General features: G+C 72.1%; 26 protein-coding genes. 9 read left to right on the forward strand and 17 right to left on the reverse strand.

The annotated features are described in order from the left end of the window. Nucleotides 1-169: 169 nt before the first annotated feature. Nucleotides 170-826, reverse strand: coding sequence for a thiamine phosphate synthase (gene thiE, locus SPOPO_RS0122755; RefSeq protein WP_019877431.1), 657 nt, complete (start codon nucleotides 824-826; stop codon nucleotides 170-172). 13 nt (nucleotides 827-839) lie between these two features. Continuing rightward, the gene (locus SPOPO_RS0122760) at nucleotides 840-1,226 is read right to left on the reverse strand and encodes an Rv2175c family DNA-binding protein (protein ID WP_019877432.1); all 387 of its coding nucleotides are present in this window, start codon (nucleotides 1,224-1,226) and stop codon (nucleotides 840-842) included. Between the two features lie 178 nt (nucleotides 1,227-1,404). On the opposite strand from SPOPO_RS0122760, the gene thiO reads away from it, so the two are divergent. The 7 genes from thiO (at nucleotide 1,405) to SPOPO_RS0122795 (ending at nucleotide 7,146) form a co-directional block, all read left to right on the forward strand. Continuing rightward, nucleotides 1,405-2,586: a glycine oxidase ThiO gene (gene thiO, locus SPOPO_RS0122765; RefSeq protein ID WP_019877433.1), complete on the forward strand. Its 1,182-nt coding sequence runs from the start codon at nucleotides 1,405-1,407 to the stop codon at nucleotides 2,584-2,586. Continuing rightward, nucleotides 2,583-2,810 carry a sulfur carrier protein ThiS gene (gene thiS / locus SPOPO_RS0122770; protein WP_019877434.1) on the forward strand — a complete coding sequence of 76 codons (228 nt, stop codon included), beginning with the start codon at nucleotides 2,583-2,585 and terminating at the stop codon, nucleotides 2,808-2,810. Before thiO ends, thiS begins: the two co-directional genes overlap by 4 nt. Before the next feature lie 3 nt (nucleotides 2,811-2,813). Further along, complete coding sequence (locus tag SPOPO_RS0122775; protein ID WP_019877435.1) at nucleotides 2,814-3,641, forward strand: thiazole synthase; 828 nt, start codon at nucleotides 2,814-2,816, stop codon at nucleotides 3,639-3,641. Nucleotides 3,642-3,658: 17 nt separating this feature from the next. Next, the gene (gene pknB / locus SPOPO_RS0122780) at nucleotides 3,659-5,647 is read left to right on the forward strand and encodes a Stk1 family PASTA domain-containing Ser/Thr kinase (RefSeq protein WP_019877437.1); all 1,989 of its coding nucleotides are present in this window, start codon (nucleotides 3,659-3,661) and stop codon (nucleotides 5,645-5,647) included. A 156-nt stretch (nucleotides 5,648-5,803) separates the two neighbouring features. Further along, the gene (locus SPOPO_RS31200) at nucleotides 5,804-6,013 is read left to right on the forward strand and encodes a (2Fe-2S)-binding protein (protein WP_019877438.1); all 210 of its coding nucleotides are present in this window, start codon (nucleotides 5,804-5,806) and stop codon (nucleotides 6,011-6,013) included. A gap of 190 nt (nucleotides 6,014-6,203) precedes the next feature. After that, complete coding sequence (gene bfr / locus SPOPO_RS0122790; RefSeq protein ID WP_019877439.1) at nucleotides 6,204-6,686, forward strand: bacterioferritin; 483 nt, start codon at nucleotides 6,204-6,206, stop codon at nucleotides 6,684-6,686. 151 nt (nucleotides 6,687-6,837) lie between these two features. Continuing rightward, on the forward strand, nucleotides 6,838-7,146 hold the full coding sequence (locus tag SPOPO_RS0122795; RefSeq protein WP_019877440.1) for a hypothetical protein: 309 nt from the start codon (nucleotides 6,838-6,840) through the stop codon (nucleotides 7,144-7,146). Nucleotides 7,147-7,174: 28 nt separating this feature from the next. On the opposite strand, the gene SPOPO_RS0122800 is transcribed toward SPOPO_RS0122795, so the two are convergent. The 3 genes from SPOPO_RS0122800 to SPOPO_RS0122810 form a co-directional block, all read right to left on the reverse strand. Beyond that, nucleotides 7,175-8,191: a threonine aldolase family protein gene (locus SPOPO_RS0122800; protein WP_019877441.1), complete on the reverse strand. Its 1,017-nt coding sequence runs from the start codon at nucleotides 8,189-8,191 to the stop codon at nucleotides 7,175-7,177. A 3-nt stretch (nucleotides 8,192-8,194) separates the two neighbouring features. Further along, the gene (locus tag SPOPO_RS0122805; protein ID WP_019877442.1) at nucleotides 8,195-9,532 is read right to left on the reverse strand and encodes a class II 3-deoxy-7-phosphoheptulonate synthase; all 1,338 of its coding nucleotides are present in this window, start codon (nucleotides 9,530-9,532) and stop codon (nucleotides 8,195-8,197) included. 81 nt (nucleotides 9,533-9,613) lie between these two features. Then, nucleotides 9,614-10,639: a 6-phosphofructokinase gene (locus SPOPO_RS0122810; protein ID WP_019877443.1), complete on the reverse strand. Its 1,026-nt coding sequence runs from the start codon at nucleotides 10,637-10,639 to the stop codon at nucleotides 9,614-9,616. A gap of 189 nt (nucleotides 10,640-10,828) precedes the next feature. Between SPOPO_RS0122810 and SPOPO_RS0122815 the strand changes: the two genes are divergently transcribed. Next, nucleotides 10,829-11,047 carry a hypothetical protein gene (locus tag SPOPO_RS0122815; RefSeq protein WP_019877445.1) on the forward strand — a complete coding sequence of 73 codons (219 nt, stop codon included), beginning with the start codon at nucleotides 10,829-10,831 and terminating at the stop codon, nucleotides 11,045-11,047. A 41-nt stretch (nucleotides 11,048-11,088) separates the two neighbouring features. Here SPOPO_RS0122815 and SPOPO_RS0122820 read toward each other — a convergent pair whose 3' ends face one another. From SPOPO_RS0122820 to gap, 5 genes are all read right to left on the reverse strand, one after another. Further along, on the reverse strand, nucleotides 11,089-11,439 hold the full coding sequence (locus SPOPO_RS0122820) for an RNA polymerase-binding protein RbpA (RefSeq protein ID WP_084671460.1): 351 nt from the start codon (nucleotides 11,437-11,439) through the stop codon (nucleotides 11,089-11,091). 113 nt (nucleotides 11,440-11,552) lie between these two features. Then, nucleotides 11,553-11,783 carry a preprotein translocase subunit SecG gene (gene secG, locus SPOPO_RS0122825; RefSeq protein WP_019877448.1) on the reverse strand — a complete coding sequence of 77 codons (231 nt, stop codon included), beginning with the start codon at nucleotides 11,781-11,783 and terminating at the stop codon, nucleotides 11,553-11,555. Nucleotides 11,784-11,899: 116 nt separating this feature from the next. Further along, entirely contained in the window at nucleotides 11,900-12,718 is an 819-nt protein-coding gene (gene tpiA, locus SPOPO_RS0122830) for a triose-phosphate isomerase (RefSeq protein ID WP_019877449.1), read from the reverse strand. 4 nt (nucleotides 12,719-12,722) lie between these two features. Continuing rightward, the gene (locus SPOPO_RS0122835; RefSeq protein ID WP_019877450.1) at nucleotides 12,723-13,913 is read right to left on the reverse strand and encodes a phosphoglycerate kinase; all 1,191 of its coding nucleotides are present in this window, start codon (nucleotides 13,911-13,913) and stop codon (nucleotides 12,723-12,725) included. Nucleotides 13,914-13,948: 35 nt separating this feature from the next. After that, a complete protein-coding gene (gap, locus tag SPOPO_RS0122840) occupies nucleotides 13,949-14,953 on the reverse strand; it encodes a type I glyceraldehyde-3-phosphate dehydrogenase (RefSeq protein ID WP_028985034.1) in 1,005 nt (334 codons plus the stop codon). 171 nt (nucleotides 14,954-15,124) lie between these two features. Between gap and SPOPO_RS31205 the strand changes: the two genes are divergently transcribed. Then, entirely contained in the window at nucleotides 15,125-16,189 is a 1,065-nt protein-coding gene (locus tag SPOPO_RS31205; protein WP_156870157.1) for a hypothetical protein, read from the forward strand. Between the two features lie 17 nt (nucleotides 16,190-16,206). Here SPOPO_RS31205 and SPOPO_RS0122850 read toward each other — a convergent pair whose 3' ends face one another. The 7 genes from SPOPO_RS0122850 to SPOPO_RS33205 all read right to left on the reverse strand — a co-directional run bounded on the left by SPOPO_RS0122850 (nucleotide 16,207) and on the right by SPOPO_RS33205 (nucleotide 22,811). Next, nucleotides 16,207-16,572, reverse strand: a complete 366-nt coding sequence (locus tag SPOPO_RS0122850) for a hypothetical protein (protein WP_019877453.1) — start codon at nucleotides 16,570-16,572, stop codon at nucleotides 16,207-16,209. 70 nt (nucleotides 16,573-16,642) lie between these two features. Then, complete coding sequence (gene whiA, locus SPOPO_RS0122855; RefSeq protein ID WP_019877454.1) at nucleotides 16,643-17,623, reverse strand: DNA-binding protein WhiA; 981 nt, start codon at nucleotides 17,621-17,623, stop codon at nucleotides 16,643-16,645. Then, nucleotides 17,614-18,576, reverse strand: coding sequence for a uridine diphosphate-N-acetylglucosamine-binding protein YvcK (locus tag SPOPO_RS0122860; RefSeq protein WP_033385158.1), 963 nt, complete (start codon nucleotides 18,574-18,576; stop codon nucleotides 17,614-17,616). The genes whiA and SPOPO_RS0122860 overlap by 10 nt, the downstream gene beginning before the upstream one ends. Nucleotides 18,577-18,589: 13 nt before the next feature. Continuing rightward, a complete protein-coding gene (gene rapZ, locus SPOPO_RS0122865; protein ID WP_156870679.1) occupies nucleotides 18,590-19,420 on the reverse strand; it encodes an RNase adapter RapZ in 831 nt (276 codons plus the stop codon). Between the two features lie 56 nt (nucleotides 19,421-19,476). Next, a complete protein-coding gene (gene uvrC / locus SPOPO_RS0122870; protein ID WP_019877458.1) occupies nucleotides 19,477-21,507 on the reverse strand; it encodes an excinuclease ABC subunit UvrC in 2,031 nt (676 codons plus the stop codon). A 72-nt stretch (nucleotides 21,508-21,579) separates the two neighbouring features. Next, nucleotides 21,580-22,062, reverse strand: a complete 483-nt coding sequence (locus SPOPO_RS0122875) for a Rieske 2Fe-2S domain-containing protein (RefSeq protein ID WP_019877460.1) — start codon at nucleotides 22,060-22,062, stop codon at nucleotides 21,580-21,582. A 56-nt stretch (nucleotides 22,063-22,118) separates the two neighbouring features. After that, complete coding sequence (locus SPOPO_RS33205; RefSeq protein WP_019877461.1) at nucleotides 22,119-22,811, reverse strand: Rieske 2Fe-2S domain-containing protein; 693 nt, start codon at nucleotides 22,809-22,811, stop codon at nucleotides 22,119-22,121. Nucleotides 22,812-22,862 lie beyond the last annotated feature (51 nt).

Consider the following 22,862-nt stretch of genomic DNA (forward strand, 5'->3'; position numbering starts at 1 on the left):
ACGCCGTTCCTGGCCGGGAACTTCTCGGGGTCTCCGGCTCAGCGGCGGAATCAGGGGTTCCGCTCCGAAAACGTTAGGGACTCTCACAGCCCGCCGACTCGGACTTGACGCAGCTTTGTGACATCGCCGTAACGGCCGTCCCCGGACGGCGTAGCGGGCAAGACCTTCGTCAGGATCCGGCCGAACGCAGGCGCGTGGCGAAGGCCGCCGCCGCGGCCGCGGGGTCGTCCGCCTCCGTGATCGCGCGGACCACGACGACGCGGCGGGCGCCCGCTTCGAGCACCTCGTCCAGGTTCTCCAGGTCGATGCCACCGATCGCGAACCAGGGTTTGGGGGTCCGACCCGCCACATACCGGACGAGGTCGAGACCGGCCGCCGGCCGACCGGGCTTGGTCGGGGTCGCCCACGTCGGTCCCACGCAGAAGTAATCGACCGCCGGGTCGGCGACGGCCTCCTCGGCCTGGTCCTCGTCGTGGGTGGACCGGCCGATCAGGATCCCCCGGCCGAGCAGCCAGCGCGCGTCGGGGACCGGGAGGTCGTCCTGCCCGAGGTGCAGCACGTCGGCGCGGGACGCGTAGGCGACGTCGGCGCGGTCGTTCACGGCGTAGAGGCGGCCGTGCCGGGCGGCGGCGTCGGCGAAGACCTCCAGGGCGGCGAGCTCGTCGCGCGCCTCCATGCCCTTCTGCCGGAGCTGGACGATGTCGACCCCGGCGCCGAGCACGGCGTCGAGGAACTCCGGCAGGTCGCCCTGCTTCTCGCGGGCGTCGGTGCACAGGTACAGCCGGGACGAGGCGAGCTGGTCACGCACGTTGAGGGCGCCGGGCATGCGTCCGTCCCGCCTAGAACCCGAGCGCCTGGGCGCGGCGGCGCACCTCGGTGCCCCGGTTCGCCCGGAGCGCGTCGACCGGGGTGCCGGGCAGCGTGTCGTCGGCGGTGAACAGCCAGCGCAGGGCCTCGGCGTCGGAGTAGCCCGCGTCGGCCAGCAGCACGAGCGTCCCGGGCAGGCCCTTGAGCACCTGGGGCCCGTCGGGGCCGTCCTGCACGAACTGGGCCGGGATCGAGAGCACGTCGCGCTCCCCGCGGCGGCGCGCCAGGAGCTGGCGGTCCTTGAGCAGCGCCCGCACCTTGACCACGTCCGTGCCCAGCCGCTCCGCGACGTCGGGCACCGTCAGCCACTCGGTGACGGCCGCCTCGACGACGTCGATGCCGTCCTGCGTCTCGCTCATGCCCCCACCCTGTCAAACCGGCTGACCCCGTAGCCCGGGAGCCTCGCGGGCTAGGCTGGCCGGAGCACGCGGGAGCTCGGAGGACCGGGCTGAGAGGGAGGCTGGGCCGTCCGGTGGGACGTCTCGAACCGCCTCCGACCGTTGAACCTGCCGGGTAATGCCGGCGAAGGGAGCACCAGTGGCGGCACCGACGCAGTCGTTCGACGTCGTCGTGGTCGGCGGCGGCGTGATCGGGCTGGCGACCGCCCTGCGGGCCGCGGACCGCGGCCTGTCCGTGACCGTCTGCGACCCCGACCCCGGTTCAGGCGCCTCCACCGTCGCGGCCGGGATGCTCGCCCCGGTCACCGAGGCGCACTACACCGAGCAGGCCCTGGTCCGCCTGACGCTGGACTCCGTCGCCCGCTGGCCACACCTGGCCGCCGAGCTCCTCGAGCGCACCGGCGTGGACCCGGCCTACCGCGAGTGCGGCACCGTCCTCGCGGCCGCCGACGGCAGCGACCTCGCGCTGGCCACCGAGCTGCACGCGTTCCAGCGCTCCCTCGGCCTGAGCGTCGACCGCCTCACCTCCCGCGAGCTGCGGAAGCTGGAGCCGATGCTCGCGCCCGGCGTCCGCGGCGGCCTGTTCGTGGCCGGCGACCACCAGGTCGACCCGCGCCGCCTCGTGCCCGCGCTGCTCGCGGCGGTCCGCGCCGCCGGCGTCGAGCTGTGCGCGCAGCGCGTCGCGGCCGTCGAGCTCACCGGTGACCGCGCGACCGGCGTCCGCCTGGCCGACGGCACCCGCCGCGCCGCCGGGGCGGTCCTGCTCGCGGCCGGCCCCTGGGCGGGGGACGTCGACGGCATCCCGCCCGGCGTCGTCCCGGCGATCCGGCCGGTGAAGGGCCAGCTCCTGCGTCTACGGGTGCCGAGCGCGTTGTACCCGCCGGAGCGGCCGTTCCTGCGGCACAACGTGCGCGGCATCGTCCGCGGCGCGTCGGTGTACCTCGTTCCCCGTGCCGACGGCGAGCTCGTCCTCGGCGCGACGATGGAGGAGCAGGGCTTCGACACCACCGTCACCGCGGGCGCGGTCTACGAGCTGCTCCGTGACGCCCGCGAGATCCTCCCCGGCGTCTCCGAGCTCGCGGTCGCCGAGACGCGCGCCGGGCTGCGGCCCGCGACCGCGGACAACATGCCCGCCCTCGGCGCGACGTCCCTGCCCGGGCTCGTTCTCGCGCTCGGTCACTTCCGCAACGGGGTGCTGCTGGCCCCGGTCACGGCGGACGCGATCGCCGCGGTGCTGGCCGGCGAGCCGCTGCCCGAGGTCGCGCAGTTCTTCACGCCGGAGCGGCTGCTCCGGCCCGCCACCCCGGTGGCCGTCCGATGATGCGCGAGACCGAGGGCGGGACGGTGGTCGTCAACGGCACCGCCCGCGACTTCGAGGCGGGGACGACCGTGGCCGACCTCGTCTCCGAGATCGTGGGTGACGCGAACGCCAAGGGCGTCGCCGCCGCGCTGAACGGGGCGGTGGTCCCGCGCGGGCGCTGGCGGCTGCTCGAACTGACCGACGGCGACCGGGTCGAGATCCTGACCGCGGTCCAGGGAGGCTGAGAGATGAACGTCCGCCCCGTGCCGGCCCCCGGGTCCCCCGGCTCCCCCGCTGCTGCCCCGGCCGACCCGCTGGTGATCGCCGGCCGCGCGTTCGGCTCGCGGCTGATCATGGGCACCGGCGGTGCGCCCAGCCTGGAGGTGCTGGAGGCCGCGCTGCTGGAGTCCGGGACCGAGCTGACCACCGTCGCCATGCGCCGGGTCGATGCGGGCACCCGCGGGTCCGTCCTCGACCTACTGACCCGGCACGGCATCGCCGTGCTGCCGAACACCGCCGGCTGCCACACCGCAGCCGAGGCCGTGCTGACCGCCCGGCTGGCCCGCGAGGCGCTGGAGACGGACTGGGTCAAGCTCGAGGTCATCGGTGACGAGCGGACGCTGCTCCCCGACCCGGTCGAGCTCCTCGACGCCGCCGAGCAGCTCGTGGCGGACGGCTTCGTCGTCCTGCCCTACACGAACGACGACCCGATCCTGGCCCGTCGCCTGGAGCAGGCCGGGTGTGCGGCGGTCATGCCGCTGGGCTCCCCGATCGGGTCCGGGATGGGCATCCGGAACCCGCACAATCTCGGGCTGATCGTCGCCGGGGCGCAGGTGCCGGTGGTCCTCGACGCCGGGATCGGGACCGCCTCGGACGCCGCGCTGGCGATGGAGCTGGGCTGCGACGCGGTGCTGCTGGCCTCCGCGGTGACCCGCGCGCAGGACCCGGTCGCGATGGCCGCGGCGATGCGCTCGGCGGTCGTGGCGGGGCGGCTGGCGCGCCGCGCGGGCCGGATACCGATTCGGGATCATGCCGAGGCCTCGTCGCCCGTTGAGGGCCGTCTGGCCTGGGGCTGAGACTAAACTCCGGCCCCATGGGGGAGCCTGCCGACGCCCTGGTCGGCACCGTGTTGGACGGGCGCTACCGCGTCACGCGCCGCCTGGCGCGCGGCGGGATGGCGACCGTCTACGAGGCTGTCGACACCCGGCTGGACCGCGGCGTCGCGGTCAAGGTGATGCACCCCGCGCTGGCCGAGGACAAGGACTTCGTCGAGCGCTTCATCCGGGAGGCGCGCTCAGCCGCGCGGCTCTCCCACCCCAACGTCGTCTCCGTGTTCGACCAGAGCGCGGACTCCGGAGCGGTGTTCCTCGCGATGGAGTACGTCGAGGGCCGGACGCTGCGGGACTGGCTCCGGGACAAGGGCCGCCTGACCCCGCGCGAGACCTTCGCGGTGATGGAGCCCGTGCTCGCCGCGCTGGCCGCCGCGCACTCGGCCGGCCTGGTCCACCGCGACATCAAGCCCGAGAACGTCCTGATCGCGGACGACGGTCGCGTCAAGGTCGCCGACTTCGGTCTGGCCCGCGCCGTCACCGCCGGTGCGAACACCGCGACGTGGGGCGCCCCGACCGGCACGAACACGCTGATCGGCACGGTCGCGTACCTCTCCCCGGAGCAGGTCGAGAAGGGCCACGCCGACCAGCGCTCGGACGTCTACGCGGCCGGGATCCTGCTCTACGAGTGCCTCACCGGCCTGCAGCCGTTCTCCGGCGAGTCCCCGATCCAGGTCGCCTACCAGCACGTGCACTACGACGTCCCCCGCCCGTCGGAGGTCCGCCCGACGCTCCCGCCGGCCCTGGACAACCTCGTCCTGCGCTCGACCGCCCGCGACCCCGACGGCCGCCCCGCCGACGCCGGCGCGTTCCTCGCCGAGACCGTCGCGGTCCGCCGCACGCTGCGCCCCGAGGTGCTGGACGACCTGGCCGGGGGTGCGCCCGGCGCCGCCCCGGTGCCCGCCCCGGCGCCCGCGCAGGGCTCTCCGACGCTGATGTTCGGCCAGGTGCCCCCAGGGGCGGCTGCCGGCCCGGACGCGGTCACGGCGGCGATCCGTCGCCCCGGCCCCGCCGGTCCCCCGGCCGGGTCACCGCCCGGCAGGCCGGCCGCGGCGGGCGTGCCCCTGGCGGTCCCAGCCCGGCTGCAGCGCCGGCGCCGGCGCGGCTTCCTGGCGCTGCTGGCGGTGCTGGTGACGACCTTCGCCGTCGGCATCGGCGCCTGGCAGGTCGCGGTCGGCAGCTCGGTGACCACCCCGAGCCTGCTGAACCTGACCCGCGAGGAAGCCCTGGTCAAGGCCGAGGAGGCGGGGCTGAAGGTCCGCTTCGCCGAGGAGGAGCACGACGAACTCGTCCCGAAGGGCCAGGTGCTGCGCACCGACCCGCAGCCGGGGCGCAAGATCTCCGAGAGCGGCACGATCGTCGCCGTGCTCTCCGCCGGTCCGGAGCGCTACGCGGTGCCGGACCTCGCCGGCGAGACCGTCGAGGACGCCAAGAAGCGCCTGGCCGAGAACAACCTGACGGTCGCCGACGAGCAGGGCCAGAAGTACAGCGACTCCGTGCCCGAGGGCCGCGTGCTCGCGACCGATCCACCCGCCGGCAAGGAGCTGCGCCGCGACGCCGTCGTCAAGCTGATCGTCAGCCGGGGCGCGAAGCCGATCAGCGTGCCCGACGTGGTCGGGCGCAGCCTGCAGGAGGCCACGGACCTGCTGACCTCGGCCGGCTTCAAGGCGACCTGGACCGAGCAGGTCGACGACTCGGTCCCGTCCGGCACCGTGCTGTCGCAGAATCCCGGTCCGAACCGCAAGCTTTCGAAGGGCAGCACGATCGAGCTGGTCGTCTCCAAGTCGGACCTGGTCGAGGTGCCCCGCGTCATCGGCATGGACGTCGACGACGCCGAAGACCTCCTGGAGAGCCTCGGCTTCGACGTCGACGTCCGGCGGAGCCTGTTCGGCGGGGACCGGGTCGTGTCCCAGGATCCGGAGCCGGGCTCGCGTGTCCCGCCTGGGACCCGGGTCACACTGCGCGTGTTCTGAACCACGTCCGTTCGTAACTTTGCGTAATCACTGCTGGTTACGGACATGTGTCGACTCGTCCGTTCCGCCATCTGGCGGACGGACTCTTGACGGGGCCTCACAGATGCTTAGCCTTACCTAAGGAAGCGGTTCCGCCCGTCAGCCGGAGGCACGCACGTGTTCGTCTGCATCTGCAACGCCGTGACCGAGGACGACATCCTCGGGGCTGTTGACGCAGGTGCGCGCTGTGTGCGTAGCGCCTGCGAGGCGACGGAGGCCGCGAGCAACTGCGGGTCGTGCATCGACCGGGTCGAGGACCTCGTCACCACCGCGGTCAGCGGGTGCCCGCGGCGGATCCTCAGCGGCACTCTCGCCGCCACCGCCTGACCTTCTCCCGGGCTCTCAGCGGCCGGTCACAGAGCGTCATTTCCTGAGGTCAGGCTGCCCTTTCCTGGGTTTCCGAAGGGTCGGCGAGGGCAGCCTTCCCTTCGATGACAAGCGTGGAATTCGTCGCTACCGTCGGGTCCGCCGACGCCCCGGCCGCCACGCACACCCGCCCCGGAAGGACCCCGTTTTCATGATCGGCGACCCTGAGGTCATCGCCCTGCTCAACGAGCAGCTGACGAGCGAGCTGACGGCCATCAACCAGTACTTCCTGCACGCGAAGATGCAGCAGAACTGGGGCTACACGGAGCTCGCGAAGAAGACCCGGCACGAGTCCATCGAGGAGATGGAGCACGCCGAGGAAATCACCGACCGCATCCTGTTCCTCGAGGGCCTGCCCAACTACCAGAAGCTGCTCCCGCTCAGCATCGGGCAGACGGTGCGCGAGCAGTTCCAGGCCGACCTGAACATCGAGCTCGCGGTCGTCGCCCGGCTGCGCCCGGGCGTCATCATGTGCCGCGAGAAGGGCGACCACACGAGCGCGAACCTCCTGGAGAAGATCCTCTCCAGCGAGGAGGAGCACATCGACTACCTGGAGACGCAGCTCGCGCTGATGGACTCCCTCGGCGAGGCGCTCTACCTCGCGCAGTGCGTCGAGCGGCCGCCGTCCAACTGACCCGCTGTCCCGCGGTTGCACCGCCCGCAGCCGCGCTTCTCGGGGCCGGTACCGAAGCAAGTTCGGTACCGGCCCCGATGCGTGCTCCGGCTCCCCCGGCGAGTCTTGACACGCGAGGACAATCGTCCTCACCCCACTACGGGAGGCGACCATGCCGGGGTTCATCCAGACCGTCACGTACACGACCAGCCGGATCGACGAGGTGCGCCGACTCGGCGAAGAACTGCGGGACCGCCGGGTGGCGGCCGGCGACGGGCCGAAGCCCGTCCAGATCTCCATCTGCGCGGACCGCGACGTCCCGAACCGCTACACGACGATCATCGAGTTCGCCTCGTTCGAGGAGGCGATGGAGAGCTCGAACCACCCGGAGACCCACGAGTTCGCGCAGCAGATGCACAAGCTGTGCGACGGGCCGCCGGCGTTCAGCAACCTCGACGTCCTCGACCAGATGCGGCCGTAGGGCTCACCCGGAGCGGCCGTCAGAGCAGTCAGAACAACCGGCACAGGACGTCGGCGGCGCGGGCACAGTCCGCGTCGTCGACGTCCAGGTGCGTCACCAGGCGGATCGTCCGTGGGCCGATCAGCGAGACCAGCACGCCCGAGTCGTGGGCGGCGGTGACGAGGTCGGCCGCGACCGGGCCCCCCTCGGGCAGGTCGAGCACGAGAATGTTCGTCTGCGGCGTGCTGACGCCGGTCGTGACCTCCGCCAGGCGCCGTGCAAGCTCGGCGGCGCGGGCGTGGTCCTCGGCGAGGCGGTCGACGTGGTGGTCGAGCGCGTACAACCCGGCCGCGGCGAGCATGCCGACCTGGCGCATGCCGCCGCCGAGGCGCTTGCGCCACCAGCGGGCGCCGGTGACGAGATCCGAGGGGCCGGCGACGAGCGAGCCGATCGGGGCGCCCAGGCCCTTCGACAGGCAGACCGAGACGGCGTCGAAGAGCCGGCCGTAGGTCGCCGGCGACGTGTCGGTGGCGACGGCGGCGTTCCAGAGCCGGGCGCCGTCGAGATGCAGACGCACCGAGGACTCCCGGGCCCAGGCGGCGAGCTTCTCGAGCTCGTCGAGCGGCTGGACGGTACCGCCGCCGAAGTTGTGGGTGTTCTCGACCGCGACGACGCCGGTCCGCACGAGATGGGTGCTGCTCTCGGGCACCGCCATGCCGATGACGTCGGACGCGACGAAGGCCCCGTCCGGGGCACTCCACGTCCGGGTGGTCACCGACCCGAACGCGGCGTGCGCGCCGAGCTCGGCGCGCACCACGTGCGCCTGGGAGTCGCAGAGCACCTCCTCGCCCGGGCGGGCGAGCAGCCGGAGACCGAGCTGGTTCGCCATCGACCCGGTCGGGGTGAACAGCGCGGCCTCGTGGCCGAGCATCGCGGCGACGCGCTCCTGCAGTTCGAGGACCGTCGGGTCCTCGCCGTAGACGTCGTCGCCGACCTCGGCCTCGGCCATGGCCCGGCGCATGCCGGCCGTCGGACGCGTGACGGTGTCACTGCGGAGGTCGATCACGGGTCAGTGGCTGTACTCGCGGTACATCCGCGCCACCTCGAACGCGAGGTCGAGCGACTGCGTCCGGTTGAGGCGCGGGTCGCACGCGGTCTCGTAGCGTTGCGACAGGTCGGCTTCGTCCAGGACGTAGCCGCCGCCGGTGCACTCGGTGACGTCGTCACCGGTGAGCTCCATGTGGATCCCGCCCGGGTGGGTGCCGAGCGAACGGTGCACCTCGAAGAAGCCGCGGACCTCGTCGAGGACGTCCTCGAACTTGCGGGTCTTGTAGCCGTTGGCGGCCTCGTAGGTGTTGCCGTGCATCGGGTCGCAGACCCAGCCGACAACAGCACCGGAGGCGGTAACCTTGTCGACCAGGCGCGGCAGGTTCTCGCGGACCTTGCCGGTGCCCATGCGCGTGATGAAGGTCAGGCGGCCCGGCTCGCGGTCCGGGTCGAGGGCGTCGATCAGCGCGAGCGCGTCGTCGGCCGTCGCGGTCGGGCCGAGCTTCACCCCGATCGGGTTCCGGATCTTGCGGAGCAGGTCGATGTGCGCGCCGTCGAGGTTGCGGGTGCGCTCACCGATCCAGAGGAAGTGCCCGGAGACGCCGTAGGGCTGCCCGGTGCGGGAGTCGATCCGCGTCAGGGCCCGCTCGTACTCGAGCAGCAGCGCCTCGTGGCTGGAGTAGATGTCGACGCTGGAGAGCGCGTCGGTGTCGACGCCGCAGGCCCGCATGAACTCCAGGGCGCGGTCGATCTCCGCCGCGAGGGCCTCGTAGCGCTGCCCGACCGGGGAGTCGGCGACGAAGTCCTGGTTCCAGGCGTGGACCTGGCGCAGGTCCGCGTAGCCACCCTTGGTGAACGCGCGGACGAGGTTCAGCGTCGCCGCGGACGCGTTGTACATCTTCACCAGGCGCTGGGGGTCCGGGATCCGGGCGTCGGCGGTGAACTCGATGCTGTTGACGGCGTCGCCGCGGTACGACGGCAGCTCGACCCCGTTGCGCTTCTCCACCGGGGACGACCGGGGCTTCGCGTACTGCCCGGCGAACCGGCCGATCTTCACGACCGGAACCGAGCCGGCATAGGTGAGCACGACGGCCATCTGGAGCAGCGTCTTCAGCTTCGCCCGCAGCGCGTCGGCCCCGCGGACGTCGAACGACTCCGCGCAGTCCCCGCCCTGGAGCAGGAACGCCTCGCCCCGCGCGACCGCCGCCAGCCGCTCCTTGAGCTGGTCGCACTCCCCCGCGAACACCAGCGGCGGCAGCGACTGCAGTTCAGCCACCGCCGCGGCCAGCGCCGCGGCGTCGGGATAGTCCGGCTGCTGCAGAGCAGGCAGCTCCCGCCAGGTGTCCAGGTCGGTACTCACGGGTATGAGGGTACGTCGCCCCCGCTCCGCGCCTGAAATCGGTTATTGCCCGGTACGCCCGGGCCCGTCCTGCCTTTTGTCCTAACCGAAGAAGACTTCGGCCTCGGAGTAGAGGCTGGGGTCGACGAGCTTGAGCTCGCGGGTGGCGTCGTCGAGGGGGACGCGGACGATGTCGGTACCGCGGAGGGCGACCATCTTCCCGAAGTCCTTGTCGTGGATCGCGTCGATGGCGTGGAGCCCGAAGCGGGTGGCGAGCCAGCGGTCGAAGGCGGTCGGGGTGCCGCCGCGCTGGACGTGGCCGAGGACGACGGCCCGGGACTCGGCCCCGGTGCGGGTCTCGATCTCCTTCGCGACACGGTCGCCGATGCCGCCGAGGCGGACGTGACCGAAGGCGTCCTTCTCCCCGGAGACGAGTTCCATCGTCCCCTCCTTGGGGACGGCGCCCTCGGAGACCACGACGATCGGCGCGTAGTGGCTCTGGAACCGGCTCTCGATGAGCTTGCAGACGCGTCCGATGTCGAAGGGGACCTCGGGGATGAGGATGAGGTTCGCTCCCCCGGCCATGCCGGCGTGCAGGGCGATCCAGCCGGCGTGACGGCCCATCACTTCCACGACGAGAGCGCGGTGATGCGACTCGGCGGTGGTGTGAAGCCGGTCAATGGCCTCGACCGCGATGTTCACCGCGGTGTCGAAGCCGAACGTGTAGTCGGTGGCGCCGAGGTCGTTGTCGATGGTCTTCGGGACGCCGACGACCGCGATGCCGTCCTCGTGCAGGCGGGTGGCGACGCCCAGGGTGTCCTCGCCGCCGATGGCGATCAGCGCGTCGATGCCGAGGTCGGCGAGGTTCTTGCGGATCCGTTCGATCCCGCCGTCGACCTTCACGGGGTTCGTGCGCGAGGAGCCCAGGATCGTCCCGCCGCGGGGCAGGATTCCGCGCACTTCGGGGATGCCGAGCGTCTGCGTCTTGTTCTCCAGCGGGCCGCGCCAGCCGTCACGGAACCCCACGAAGGAGTGCCCGTACTGATGGACCCCCTTGCGCACGACCGCTCGAATGACCGCGTTCAGACCCGGGCAGTCGCCCCCGCCCGTGAGCACGCCGATGCGCATGCACTGCCTCCTGCTCACCCGTGTGTTTGGCCCTGAACCAGCCGTGGCGTCGGATGACGATCAACTTACCGGTGCCCGGTTTCCCGGGTCGGACACTGGACGCCGGGGCGGTCGTTGACGCATCCTGCAGATACGGCACAGGGCCACCGCCCGAGCCGTAGGGCTCGGGCCGGGCGGAAGGAGTCCGGCATGGGTCAACCACTGTCCGGCACGGAGTCGCTGGTCATTCTTCTCGCGTGCACAGCCGCGATCCTGCTGCTGACGTACGTCTGGGCGGCCTCGAATCGCCGCCCCGTGCGGCGCCGGACCGTCAGTGGCCGGCCGGCCGTGCCCTACTGGCACACGCCGACCGGGCTTCAGGACGAACGCGGGATCGTCGCCATCGAGCGACCCGCACCGCCGATCTGACGCTCTCCCGCCGGAACAACGCCGGAGGTGAGCCGGGCGCCCTAGTAGGGGCGCCCGGTCGCACGCAGCTTGTCGAGGGCCTCGGCGAGGATCGCCTCGCCGTCGGCCTCGCTGCGGCGCTCGCGCACGTACGCGAGGTGGGTCTTGTAGGGCTCGTTGCGCGGCGGGGACGGCGGGGTGTCGCGATCCTGGCCGGCGGGGAAACCGCAGCGCGGGCAGTCCCAGAAGTCCGGGGCCGTCACGGTGCCGTCGTCGGCGAAGCTGGGCCGGGTCTCGTGCCCGTTGGCGCACCAGTAGGAGATCCAGAACCGCGGAGCGGAATCGCCACGCTCCGCCTCGCCCATCGGGCCCGCCCCGACACGGCTGCCCCTGATCGCGTTGCCACTTGCCACGAGAGTTCTCCTACGGTCCGTTCTGGGGGTGCGGCGCCGGGCGGGTGCGGCGGCCGCGGTGGTGCTGTGCCCGCTGTCGTGCCGGCCCGGTGGTGGTGCCGGTGGTGGTGCGGCTAATCCTTCAGCAGCAGGAGCAGACCGATGCAGGCCGCGCTCCAGACGATGACGACGATGTAGGTGATCCGGTCGAGGTTGCGCTCGGCAATCGACGAACCGCCGAGCGAGGACGAGACACCGCCGCCGAAGAGGTCGGACAGACCGCCGCCCTTGCCCTTGTGGAGCAGGACGAGCAGCACGATCAGCACGCTGGTGATCAGCAGCAGGATCTGGAACGCGGTCTCCACGAAGGTCCTTCACTTAGAGGCGGTCGAGCACTGCGGACTCCCGGCCCGACGAGCGGCGCCATCCTAACCCGGCACGGGCGATTCACCCGCGACGTAGGGCGCGGATCCGGCCCGGCTCAGGCCTTTTGCGCGGCGGAGTGGTAACGCACGATCTTCACGAATTCGTCCGCCTGGAGGCTCGCGCCGCCAACGAGGGCCCCGTCGACGTCCGGCTGCGCCATGATCGCGGCGACGTTGTCGCCCTTCACCGAGCCGCCGTAGAGCACCCGGACGGTCTCGGCGAGCTCTTTTGAGTAGAGCTCACCGAGGCGTCCACGGATCGCGCCGCAGACCTCCTGCGCGTCCTCGGGCGTCGCGACCTCGCCGGTGCCGATCGCCCAGACGGGCTCGTAGGCGACGACGAGGTCGGCGGCGTTCTTCTCCGGGACGCCGTCGAGGGCGCCGTCGAGCTGGGCCAGCGTGTGGCCGACGTGCTCCCCGGCCTGGCGGACGTCGAGCCCCTCACCGACGCAGAGGATCGGGCGCAGCCCGTGGCGGAACGCCGCCTTCACCTTCGCGTTCACGACGGCCTCGTCCTCGCCGTGGTACTGCCGGCGCTCGGAGTGTCCGACGATCGCGTAGGTGCAGCCGAGCTTCGCGAGCATCACGCCGGACACCTCGCCGGTGTACGCGCCGGCGTCGTGGGCCGAGATGTCCTGCGAGCCGTAACTGAAGCGCATCTTGTCGGCGTCGACCAGCGTCTGCACCGAGCGGATGTCGGTGAACGGGACGAGCAGCGCGACCTCGACGGACTCGAAGTCCGGGTCGTCGAGCGAGAAGGCGAGCTTCTGCGTGAGGGCGATGGCCTCGAGGTGGTTGAGGTTCATCTTCCAGTTGCCCGCCATCAGCGGCGTGCGACCGTCCCGCTCCGGGGCGCCCTTGGGCTCCTTGGCCATGTGCTCAGTCCTCCAGTGCGAGCAGACCGGGCAGGGCCTTGCCCTCGAGGTACTCGAGGCTGGCCCCACCGCCGGTGGAGATGTGGCCGAACGCGGCCTCGTCGAATCCGAGCGTCCGCACCGCTGCCGCGGAGTCGCCGCCGCCGACGACCGAGAAGCCCGAGCCGTCGACGAGAGCCTGCGCGACCGCGCGGGTGCCGGCCGCGAACGGGGCCATCTCGAACACGCCCATCGGACCGTTCCAGAAGATCGTCGCCGAGGACGCCAGCGCCGCGGCGAACGCCTGCCCGCTCTCCGGGCCGATGTCGAGACCCATGCGGTCCGCAGGGATCGCGGAGGCCGGCACGACGACCGCGTCCGCGTCGGTGGCGAAGCGATCGGCCGCGACGATGTCGGTCGGCAGCAGGAGCTCGACACCGCGCTTCTCGGCCTCGGCGAGGTAGCCCTTCACGGTCTCGATCTGGTCGGCCTCGAGCAGCGAGGTCCCGACCTCGTACCCCTGCGCGGCGAGGAAGGTGTACACCATCCCGCCGCCGACGAGGATCTTGTCGGCGAGACCGAGCAGGCGGTCGATGACGGCGAGCTTGTCCGAGACCTTCGAGCCGCCGAGCACGACCGCGTACGGGCGCTGCGGGTTCTCGGTGAGGCGGCGCAGCACCTCGACCTCGTTGCGCACCAGGTCGCCGGCGGCGTGCGGCAGCAGCCGCGCAACGTCGTAGACGCTCGCGTGCTTGCGGTGCACGGCGCCGAAGGCGTCGCCCACGTAGGCGTCCGCGAGGGCCGCGAGCTCGGCGGCGAACGCGCCGCGCTCCACGTCGTCCTTCGACGTCTCGGCCGCGGAGAACCGGACGTTCTCCAGCAACGCGATGCCCCCGTCCGCGAGGCCGGCGACGGTCGCCGTCGCCTGCTCCCCCACGACCTCGGGGCTGAAGGCGACCGGCGTGCCGGCCAGCTCCGCCAGCCGCTGCGCGACCGGGGCCAGGGAGTACTTCGGGTCCGGCGTGCCCTTCGGGCGGCCGAGGTGCGCGCACACGACGACGCGCGCACCGGCGTCGGCTAGCTGCCGGATCACCGGCAGGCTGGCCCGGATCCGGCCGTCGTCGGTGATGCGAGAGCCGTCCAGGGGCACGTTGAGGTCCGAACGGACCAGAACCCGCTTGCCGGAGAGGTCGCCGAGATCCGCGATCGACTTCATCGCTGCTGTCCTACTCGCCTGGTGCTTCGCCGGACCTAGAGCGACTTGCCCACCAGGGCGATCAGGTCGACGAGCCGGTTCGAGTAGCCCCACTCGTTGTCGTACCAGCCGACGATCTTGGCCTGGCTGCCCTGAACCATCGTCAGCTTCGAGTCGAAGGTGCACGACGCCGGCGCGGTGACGATGTCGGAGGAGACGATCGGGTCCTCGGTGTACTCGAGGATGCCCTTGAGCTCACCCTGCGCGGCGGCCTGGAACGCGGCGTTGACCTCGTCCTTGGTGGTCTCGCGGCCGAGCTGCAGAACCAGGTCGGTCACCGAACCCGTGGGCACCGGCACCCGCATCGCGATGCCGTCGAGCTTGCCCTTGAGCTCCGGGATGACGAGCGAGGTGGCCTTCGCGGCGCCGGTCGAGGTCGGGATGATGTTGGTCGCGGCGGCGCGGGCGCGGCGCAGGTCCTTGTGCGGGAAGTCCAGGATCACCTGGTCGTTCGTGTACGCGTGGATCGTGGTCATCAGACCCTTCTCGATCCCGAAGGTGTCGAGCATGACCTTCGCCATCGGCGCGACGCAGTTCGTCGTGCAGGACGCGTTGCTGATGATCGTGTGCGCGGCCGGGTCGTACGAGGTGTGGTTGACGCCCATCACGATCGTGATGTCCTCGTCGTTGGCGGGCGCCGAGATGATGACCTTCTTCGCGCCGGCGTCGACGTGCTTGCGGGCGTCCGCGGCCTTGGTGAAATGGCCGGTCGACTCGAGGACGATGTCCGCCCCGAGGCTCTTCCACGGCAGATTTCCCGGGTCGCGCTCGGAGGTGACCGCGAAGGTCTTGCCGCCGACGGTGATGTCGTTCTCGGTCGCCTTCACCTCGAGGCCGAGGCGGCCGAGGATGCTGTCGTACTTCAGCAGGTGCGCGAGCGTGTTGTTGTCGGTGAGGTCGTTCACGCCGACGATCTCGACGTCCGCTCCGCTCGCGAGGACCGCACGGAAGAAGTTGCGGCCGATACGCCCGAAACCGTTGATGCCGACCCGGATGGTCACGACCGTCTCCTCCTGCTGGCTGTTGGCCTGCACTGGTTGTTCCTAGTGGCACTGCTGACTGTGCTGCTGAACCTACCCCTGGCCTGGTGTCGTCGCTCTGACAGGTGCCCCGGGCGGGGCAATCCACGCGAATCGGTTGCACGCCGGTGCAACCGGACGGATCGTGGTGTGATGCGGACCTCTCGGTGGTGGCGGGCCGGCGGCCTCGTGCTCGCCGGGGCCCTGGCGGTGGCAGGAACGACGATCAGCGGGTCGGTCCGGGCGGACTCATCCGCGGACACATCCGCGGACACATCCGCCGGCGCGGCCGCGGGCGAGACTGCAACCACGGTCCGGGTCGGGCCGTTCGTGCTGCCGCCCGCGCCGATGGGCGAGGCGCACGTGAACCGGCCGATCCCGAGCATCCCGAAGCCCTGCGAGGACTGCTTCATCACCGCGATCGAGCCCCGCTTCGTGACCGCGGACGGGCAGCGCGCGGACATGAGCAAGGGCCTGATGCTCCACCACGTCGTCATCACCGAGCCGGGCGCCACCGACGTCACCTGTGGCCGCAACGGCGTCGGCGCCCTGGGCCGGCGGCTGTTCGCCGCCGGCGACGAGCGGACGCCGATCCGCCTGCCCGACGGCTTCGGCTTTCGCGTCCAGCCGGGACCGTGGGCCGGGATCATCGAGATGATGAACCACTCGGACACCCCGCAGGTGGTGTTCTTCGAGACCGTCGTCCACCACGTCCCGGCCTCGACGCCCGGCATGAAGCCGGTGACGCCGGTGTGGCTCGACGCCGCGAACTGCGGGACGTCGGAGTTCGCGGTCCCCGCCGGCAAGTCGGCCACCCCGTGGACCTGGACGTCGTCGCTGACCGGACGCATCGTCGCCGCGGGCGGCCACGTCCACGCCGGCGGCGTCGGCCTGACGCTCGACAACGTCACGACCGACCAGCGGATCTGCTCCTCCCGCGCGGGCTACGGCACCGGCGCGATGGAGGGGATGATCTCCCGGATGTCGACGTGCAGCTGGGACTCCCTCGGCGCCCTGCACGCCGGCGACGAGCTGCTGCTGACCAGCCTCTATCACGCCCACGAGGCCATGAACGACGTCATGGGCATCATGCTGATCGCCGTCCACGAGACCGACGACGTCGACGGCGGCACCCGCGCCCCCGAATGGATGCGCCGCACCCCGCAGACCCACGTCCCCGGCTCCGGGCATCACGGCGGCCCGGGCCACGGGCACTGATCTCGCGAAAGACGCGGTCAGCTCTCCGGAGTGATGCGGTCCAGCATCGCCACGATGGTCGCCATTCCCTGACCCATCGTCGCGAATCCGGTCCGGACCTCGGACTCCAGGATGTCGAGTCGACCCTCCACCCCGGACAGCCGACCCTCCACCCCGGACAGCCGACCCTCCACCCCGGACAGCCGACCCTCCACCCCGGACAGTCGTCGGCCCTGTTCGATCTGGGTCTCGCGCAAGGCGTTCAACAACGAGGTGTTGGCCCGCACGCCGGCGGCGAGCGAACCGACCTCCTCGTAGGCCGCCGCCGCCAGTTGGCGTGCGGCGGAGGCTTCGTGCTCGACGGCGGTCAAGCGCGCCAGGATCTCGTTCTCCCCCGATGTCATGCCGGGATGCTACGAACCTGGAGCGGCTCGGACCAGAGGTGCACTGGACCTGTGGACAAGCCGGGACTTCTTACGGGACGAGCATGTCCGGGGTGAGGTTGGCCTCGGTGCCGGGGATGCCCATCTCCTGAGCCTTCTTGTCGGCCATGGCGAGCAGGCGACGGATGCGGCCGGCGATGGCGTCCTTGGTCAGGGGCGGGTCGGAGAGGGCGCCGAGCTCCTCGAGGCTGGCCTGCTTGTGCTCGACGCGGAGCTTGCCGGCGGAGGCGAGGTGGTCGGGGACGTCGTCGCCGAGGATCTCCAGCGCACGGGCGACGCGGGCCCCGGCGGCGACGGCGGCGCGGGCCGAGCGACGCAGGTTGGCGTCGTCGAAGTTGGCGAGGCGGTTCGCGGTGGCCCGGACCTCGCGGCGCATCCGCCGCTCCTCCCAGGCGAGGACGGACTCGTGCGCGCCCAGACGGGTGAGCAGGGCGCCGATGGCGTCACCGTCGCGGACGACGACGCGGTCGACCCCGCGGACCTCACGGGCCTTGGAGCCGATGCCGAGCCGGCGGGCGGCGCCGACGAGGGCGAGCGCGGCCTCGGGGCCGGGGCAGGTGATCTCGAGAGCCGAGGAACGGCCGGGTTCGGTGAGCGAGCCGTGGGCGAGGAAGGCCCCGCGCCAGGCGGCCTCGGCGTCGCACGCGGCGGCGGAGACGACCTGCGGCGGGAGGCCACGCACCGGACGGCCGCGGCCGTCGACGAGACCCGTCTGGCGGGCCAGCGCCTCCCCCGCGGCGACGACGCGGACGACCCAGCGGCTGCCGCGACGCAGCCCGCCCGGCGCCATGACGGCGACCTCGGACGGGTGGCCGAAGACCTCGGCGATGTCCTTGCGCAGACGCCGAGCCGCGGCACCGGTGTCGAGCTCTGCCTCGACGACGATGCGCCCGCTCACCAGGTGGAGCCCACCGGCGAACCGGAGCATCGAGGAGACCTCGGCCTTGCGGCAGCAGGGCTTGGTGACCTGCAACCGGGAGAGTTCGTCCTTGACCGCTGCCGTCATCGCCATGTGTCGATCCTGCCACGCGTGAAGATGTCCGTGTACGCGACTGCGAGCTTCATCGGGTCGTGACGGGGAGTGCCGTCGCCTCGCGCCACCGATGCGAGGACCAGTTCGGCGCCCGCGTCCTCGACCGCCTTGCGGAGGGCGTCGACGTCGGTCACCGCGTCGGAGTCGGCGAGTACGACGTCGAGCCGCAGGTCGGGGCTGTGGGACCGCAGCACCTCGAGGTAGTCCTGCGGCGAGAACCCGGTGGTCTCGCCCTGCTGCGGCTCGAGGTTCAAGGTGAGCATCCGACGTGCGCCGGTGGTGCAGATCGCGTGCGCGAGATCGGGCACCATCAGGTGCGGCAGGACGCTGGTGAACCACGAGCCCGGCCCGAAGACGACCCAGTCGGCGGTGCTCACCGCCTCCACCGCCTCGGCGCACGCGGGCGGGTCGGCGGGGACGAGCGTGATGTCGCGGACCCGGCCGCGGGTGGTGGCGACGGCGACCTGGCCGCGCACCCGGGTGAGGGCCTCGGGGTCGTCGGGGTCGAGCCCCTCGACCGTCGCCTCGATGTCCATCGGCACCGCGGACATCGGCAGCACCCGACCGCGGGCCCCGAGGAGTCGGCCGACCCAGTCGAGCCCGGTGACCGTGTCCCCGAGCAGTTCCCACAGCGCGACGATGAGCAGGTTGCCGACCGCGTGGTTGTGCAGGTCGCCCTCGGCGGCGAAACGGTGCTGGACGACCTTGCTCCAGGTCGCGCCCCACTCGTCGTCCCCGCACAGCGCCGCGAGGGCCATCCGCAGGTCGCCCGGGGGCAGGACGCCGAGCTCGCGGCGCAGGCGGCCGCTGGAGCCGCCGTCGTCGGCGACGGTGACGATCGCCGTGAGTTCCTCGGTGACGGTCCGCAGCGCCGACAGCGAGGCGGCCAGGCCGTGCCCTCCTCCGAGCGCCACGACGTGCGCGCTCCTCATGCCGGCCGCCCGATCATTCGCGCCCCATGTCGCGGTGCACCACCCGCACCTGGACGCCGGCCTTGCGGAGGCGGGAGCCGAGCTCCTCGGCGATGGCGACGCTGCGGTGCTTCCCGCCGGTGCAGCCGACGGCCAGGGTGACGTAGCGCTTGCGCTCGGTCCGGTACCCCGCGGTCACCACCTTCAGCAGGTCGGTGTACCCGTCGAGGAACTCGGCCGCGCCCGGCCGGGTCAGCACGTAGGCGCTGACCTCGGGGTCGGTCCCGGTGAAGGGGCGCAGCTCGGGCACCCAGTGCGGGTTGGGAAGGAAGCGGCAGTCGACGACGAGGTCGGCGTCGACCGGCAGGCCGTACTTGTAGCCGAACGAGACGACGGTCATCGTGACGGACTCGTCGGCGGCGGAGCCGAAGGCGCGGTCGACCTCGGCGCGGAGCTCGTGGACGTTCTTGTCCGAGGTGTCGATGACGAGGTCGGCGCGGCCCCGGAGGTCGCGCAGGAGCTCCCGCTCCTCCGCGATGCCGTCGACGATCCGGGCGTCACCCTGCAGCGGGTGGGGGCGGCGGACGTTCTCGAACCGGCGGACGAGCGCCTCGTCGGAGGCCTCGAGGAACATGATTCGCGGCACGACGCCGCGCCCGTCGAGCTCGGCGAGGGCGCCGCGGAGCGAGTCGAAGAACGCTCGGCCCCGGACGTCGACGACCGCCGCGATGCGCGGCACGCTGCCCTGGCTGCGGCGGCCGAGCTCGACGAGCATCGGCAGCAACTCGGGCGGCAGGTTGTCGACGACGAACCAGCCCGCATCCTCCATCGCGTTGGCCGCCGTGCTGCGGCCTGCACCCGACATCCCGGTGATGATCACCAGCGAGATGTCGAGCACCGGCTCCCCCGGTTCCGTCACCGTCACCCCTGCCCTCCGCCTGCCGTGGCCGGGGCCGACCCCGGCCCGGACGAAGTCTCCTCGATGATCTCGCCCGTCGCCATGTTCACGGCCGGCGCCCCGCCGGTCGCGGCGAGCGCGTCGACGACCGCCTGGGCCGTCCGCGGGCCGAAGCCGGGGACGGCGGCGATCTCCTCGGCGGTGGCGGCCCGGAGCTTGCGGACCGACCCGAAGTGCTTCATCAACGCCTTGCGCCGCACGTCCCCGAGGCCGGGGATCGCGTCGAGCGTGCTGTCGATCATCGACTTGGAGCGGCGCTTGCGGTGGTGGGTGATCGCGAACCGGTGTGCCTCGTCGCGGACGCGCTGGAGCAGGTAGAGCCCCTCACTGGTCCGCGGCAGGATCACCGGGTCGGCCTGCCCGGGCAGCCAGACCTCCTCCAACCGCTTGGCCAGCCCGCAGATCTCGATGTCGTAGATGTGCAGCGCCTCGAGCGCCTCGGCGGCCGCGGCGACCTGCGGCGGACCGCCGTCGACGACGACGAGGTTCGGCCGGTAGGCGAAGCGCCGGGGCTTGCCGGTGTCGGGATCGATCGGCCCGCTGTGCCGGTCCTCGGCCGCGGCGACGCGGTCGTCGAGGTGGCGCCGGAACCGGCGGGTGATGACCTCGGCGATCGCCGCGACGTCGTTCTGGCCCTCGACGCCCTTGATGTTGAAGGTCCGGTACTCGCTCTTGCGGGCCAGGCCGTCCTCGAACACGACCATCGAGGCGACGACCTCGGTGCCCTGCAGGTTCGAGACGTCGAAACACTCGATCCGCAGCGGCGCCTCGTCGAGTTCGAGGGCGTTCTGGATCTCCTGCAGGGCGAGCGAACGGGTCGTCAGATCGCTGGCGCGCTTGGTCTTGTGCAGCGCCAGGCTCTGCGTCGCGTTGCGCGCGACCGTCTCCATCAGCGCCCGCTTGTCGCCGCGCTGGGGCACACGCAGGTCGACCCTGGCCCCACGCTTCGAGCTGAGCCACTCCGTGACCGCGGCGGCGTCGGCGGGAAGCTCGGGAACCAGCACCTCGCGCGGCACGGCTTCCCCGTCACCCGCGCCCTCAGCTGACGCCGGGTCAGTGTCGTCGCCGTAGAGCTGCTGGAGGAAGTGCTCCACGAGATCGCCGGTCGTCACGTCCTCGACCTTGTCGACGACGAACCCGCGCTGGCCGCGCACCCGTCCGCCGCGGACGTGGAAGACCTGCACCGCCGCCTCGAGCTGGTCCTCGGCCAGGGCGATGACATCGGCGTCGGTGCCGTCGCCGAGGACGACGGCGTTCTTCTCCATCGCGCGCTTGAGCGCCCCGATGTCGTCGCGGAGCCGGGCCGCCCGCTCGTACTCCTGCACGGCGGCGGCGGCCTGCATCTCCTTCTCCAGGCGCCGTAGGTAGGTCGCGGTCTGGCCGGCCATGAAGTCGCAGAAATCCTCGACGATGCGCCGGTGCTCTGCGGGCGAGACCCGGCCGACGCAGGGCGCCGAGCACTTGCCGATGTAGCCGAGGAGGCACGGCCGGCCGACCTGGCCGGCCCGCTTGAAGACCCCGGCCGAGCACGTGCGCGCCGGGAAGACGCGCAGCAGCAGGTCGAGGGTCTCCCGGATCGCCCAGGCGTGCGCGTACGGGCCGAAATACCGGACGCCGCGCTTCTTCGGGCCGCGCATGACCTGCAGGCGCGGGAACTCCTCGTTGAGGGTGACCGCAAGGCTCGGGTACGACTTGTCGTCCCGGTAGCGGACGTTGAAGCGCGGGTCGAACTCCTTGATCCAGGAGTACTCCAGTTGGAGCGCCTCGACCTCGGTGCCGACCACCGTCCAGTCGACCTTGGCGGCGGTCTGGACCATGGTCTGCGTGCGGACGTGCAGCGCCGCGATGTCCTGGAAGTACGAGTTCAGCCGCGCGCGGAGGCTCTTCGCCTTGCCGACGTAGATGACCCGTCCGTGGACGTCCGAGAACCGGTAGACGCCCGGCGAGTCCGGAATGGACCCGGGCCGGGGTCGGTAGGTCGCTGGGTCCGCCACGGGCCTGAGGGTATGCAATCCCTCCGACGACCGTGGCGGGCCTCTGGTCGGGCGATCGGGTCGGGCGATCGGTCAGGCGACCGTGATCGTCCCGCCCTCGGTGGTGATCCCGACCGGCGGCAGCGGGAGCTGCGCCGGCCCGCGTTCGACGGAACCGTCCTCGATCGAGAAGCGGCTGCCGTGGCACGGGCACTCGATCACGCCGCGGTGCACCTTGGTGACCGGGCACCCCGAGTGCGTGCAGATCGTGCTGAACGCTTTGAACACGCCCTCGGTGGGCTGGGTGACGACGACGTTCGCGCGGCCGCCGAAGATCAGGCCGCCACCGACGGGGACCTTCGTCGTGGGGCCGAGCGAGGTCCCGGGTGCCGGCGTCGCCTGCGGGCCAGGCCCGCCCTGCGGACCGGGCGCTCCGGCGGCGTCCGAGGTGGAGTCCCCGCCGCCGCAGGCAACCACGGAAGCGCCGCCGGCAGCGGTCAGGCCGAGGGCGAGAGCGCCCCGGACGAGGGTGCGGCGGGCGGGAGTTTGCGGGTGGTCGATCGCGGGCTGTGTCACGGGGAGAGCACATCATCCGCGGTTGAACGCTGTGTTACTGGTCCGCGTTGCCCTCGTCACTCGCTGCGGATGTTCCCGGCGTCGTCGACCGCGACCGGCTTGGCGGCCAGCGGGAGCAGGGCGGGGCCCTCCTCGGGCTGCCCGTCGTCGATCGAGAACCGGCTGCCGTGACAGGGGCAGACGATCTGCCCGTGCTCGACCTTGTCGACCAGGCAGCCGAGGTGCGTGCACCGTGCGTCGAACGCCCGGAACTGGCCCGGCGTCGGCTGGGTGACGACGAGCTTCTTCTCCGGGAAGGTCTTCCCGCCGCCGACGGGGATGTCCGAGGTCCGGGCGACCGCCCCCGGCGGGAGCGGCTCCGGCGTCGGTGACGGGCTCGGGGTCGGCTCCGGCGTCGGCTCGTTGCGCGCCGTGGCGAGGTCGTCACCGCGGCTGCCGGCGGTGGGCTCCGCCGTGGGGTCCGCCGTGGGGTCCGTCGTCGCGGCGGGCTCCGTCGCCGGGTCCGTCACGGCCGACGGCTCGGTGCTGCGTGCCGGGCGCGGCTCCGGGCTGCGCTGGTAGACGTCCGACTTGGACGTCGGCCGGGCGGTGGGACGTCCGGTCCGCGTCGCGTCGGTGGAGGTCAGGTCGGTGGCCGGGGCGGCGCCGCCGGCGCTCGGGGCGTCGTCCCCGCAGCCGGTCAGGGTCCCGGTCGCGCCGAGGAGTCCGACGGCGAACGCGCCGCGGAGGACTACTCGTCGGGGAACCACAGCGGGAGCCTAATCGCGGATCGGCCAATTGCCCCTGCTCGGACCGGAAAA

Origin of the sequence: Sporichthya polymorpha DSM 43042 (assembly GCF_000384115.1) — a bacterium.
Classification (GTDB): Bacteria; Actinomycetota; Actinomycetes; order Sporichthyales; family Sporichthyaceae; genus Sporichthya; species Sporichthya polymorpha.